Below are 1819 nucleotides of genomic sequence, written 5' to 3'. Positions count from 1 at the left end.
GGAATATTACAGTGAACAAAGGCATGAATAAATTGACCTTACGGGGTCAAGCGAAAGTAAATGCGCAATGGCAATTGTATTGCCTTGTTCATAATATAGAAAAGCTGAAAAATACGATACATTAAAAAGGGGAAGCCCTTTTAACCTAAATTAAAGCCACTCAAACACCCGTAATCCCTTCCAAAACGCCAATTAAAACAATATCAAACACTTCTATATTCTGCGTAAAAATACAGTAATCAATTGAACCAAAATAGGAACTCAGCTATGGTTTGTTTATCAATAAAAACAAATTTAAAAACGAGTTAATCTACAGGCTCGTTATGACTCTGGAGAGAACAATGGATAAATATCTAGTGACTAAGGAAGAAATAGAAGAACTCGAGGGAATTTCGAAAACCCATTTTCTTAATGGGAATGCTAAAAGGATTAATAAGTCACTGGGTGATCTAACAGGTCTAACTGGATTTGGATTTCACTTTATTGGAATTCAACCGGGTCACGAATCTACAGAGTTTCATATGCACTACCATGAAGACGAATGTGTTTATGTTCTTGAAGGTACTGCTGAAGCACAAATAGGTAAGGAAAAATATATTGTAAAGGCTGGGGATTTTATGGGTTATCGTGCAGGTGGTGAGGCCCACGCTCTACGCAATAACGGTAGTTGTCTTTTAAAATGTATCGTAATTGGTCAGCGTTTAGAGCACGATGTTGGTGACTATCCAAAATTGAATAAACGTATTTATCGTCAAAAAAATATGCCATGGAACCTTGTAGACATTGAAAATATAAGTGAGCCAGATGCGGGTAAAAAGTCATAACAAAGACATCAATTTGACCGTTTTACGCTGCGCTCCAAGTGGCAAATTATGGCGGCGTTAAGTTACGAGGGAAGTCCGTGCGTAAATTCATAAATTTAAGTAAAAATAGGCAGGTTAAATTAGATAAAAAATTTCCTGATCTATTTAAAATTTATTGTGTGGAAGACACTCCTCATTATAAGAGGGTCGCAATAACGGTATTTGACCATTGGTTAACTCTTGAAGAGTTTCAAAATGATTTTCCTGATAAAAATGAGCGGTTATCCCGAAACAAGTCACTGCATGATTTTGCAAAGGTTATGTCTAAAAACACTGAAATATTGAATTTTAAATTTAAAGGTAAATGGGAGCGTTGTTACCCGTCCTTCAGAGAATTCAGCTCTCAAGAATCTATGGATAATTATTTGCATCCTGTCGGTGATAATGACTCATCCGATAAATTTTGCAGATTAGTTTTACCGGAGTTTTCGGCTGTTTATTTTGAAAGTTGGGATTATACGAATATATTTTACATTCAAGATGATAAAGTTATACCGGAAATTAAAAAGTGGGCTAGTGAATCAGGCGTTTATTGCTTGGAGTATTAGTAACTTAGCAAGCTGTTCAAGCGGGACAAATTACAGTTGGCTGGTTCCGCTACGCTTCACATTTTAGCCAACTACAATTTGCCCCTTAACAACGAAAATTAGGATGACACCCATCCTAATTATTACAAAAAAAGCCAACAAAAACAGCATGAAGAGTGAATTATTATAAATAATGAATCACCCAAAAAGCTGAGCTATGTAGACAAAATGAAAGTAAAAATAGACAGCCCCATAGGTCGACGATAGCTGATTATTAAAGAATGGCAAACGACTCGGCTGTATAGAACCGGCTTTCCTTTAAATAAAAAGCGGAACATTACAGTGAATAAAGGGATGAATAAATTGACCTTACGGAGCCAAGCGAAAGTGAACGGCCAATGGCTACTGTATTGCCTTGTTCATAATATA

At 36.1% G+C, this 1819-nt stretch carries 3 protein-coding genes; all 3 read left to right on the top strand.

Going from position 1 to position 1819, the window contains the following annotated elements:
* Positions 1-125, top strand: a 125-nt coding sequence (locus L654_RS1000000127455; RefSeq protein ID WP_029753716.1) for a transposase, incomplete at its 5' end; no start/stop codon positions are given.
* A gap of 216 nt (positions 126-341) precedes the next feature.
* Complete coding sequence (locus L654_RS0119870) at positions 342-824, top strand: cupin domain-containing protein (RefSeq protein WP_024608864.1); 483 nt, start codon at positions 342-344, stop codon at positions 822-824.
* 77 nt (positions 825-901) lie between these two features.
* Positions 902-1411, top strand: a complete 510-nt coding sequence (locus L654_RS0119865) for a hypothetical protein (RefSeq protein WP_024608863.1) — start codon at positions 902-904, stop codon at positions 1409-1411.
* Positions 1412-1819: the final 408 nt, after the last annotated feature.

The organism is Pseudoalteromonas sp. TAB23 (assembly GCF_000498075.1).
Taxonomy (GTDB): Bacteria; Pseudomonadota; Gammaproteobacteria; order Enterobacterales; family Alteromonadaceae; genus Pseudoalteromonas; species Pseudoalteromonas arctica.
The sequence above is the reverse complement of the archived record's forward strand: the minus strand, read 5'-3'. Positions and strand labels throughout refer to the sequence as shown.

Bases quoted from the DNA above. Each gene is read 5' to 3' on its own strand.
- L654_RS0119870 (WP_024608864.1), top strand. From the start codon at position 342: ATGGATAAATATCTAGTGACTAAGGAAGAAATAGAAGAACTCGAGGGA.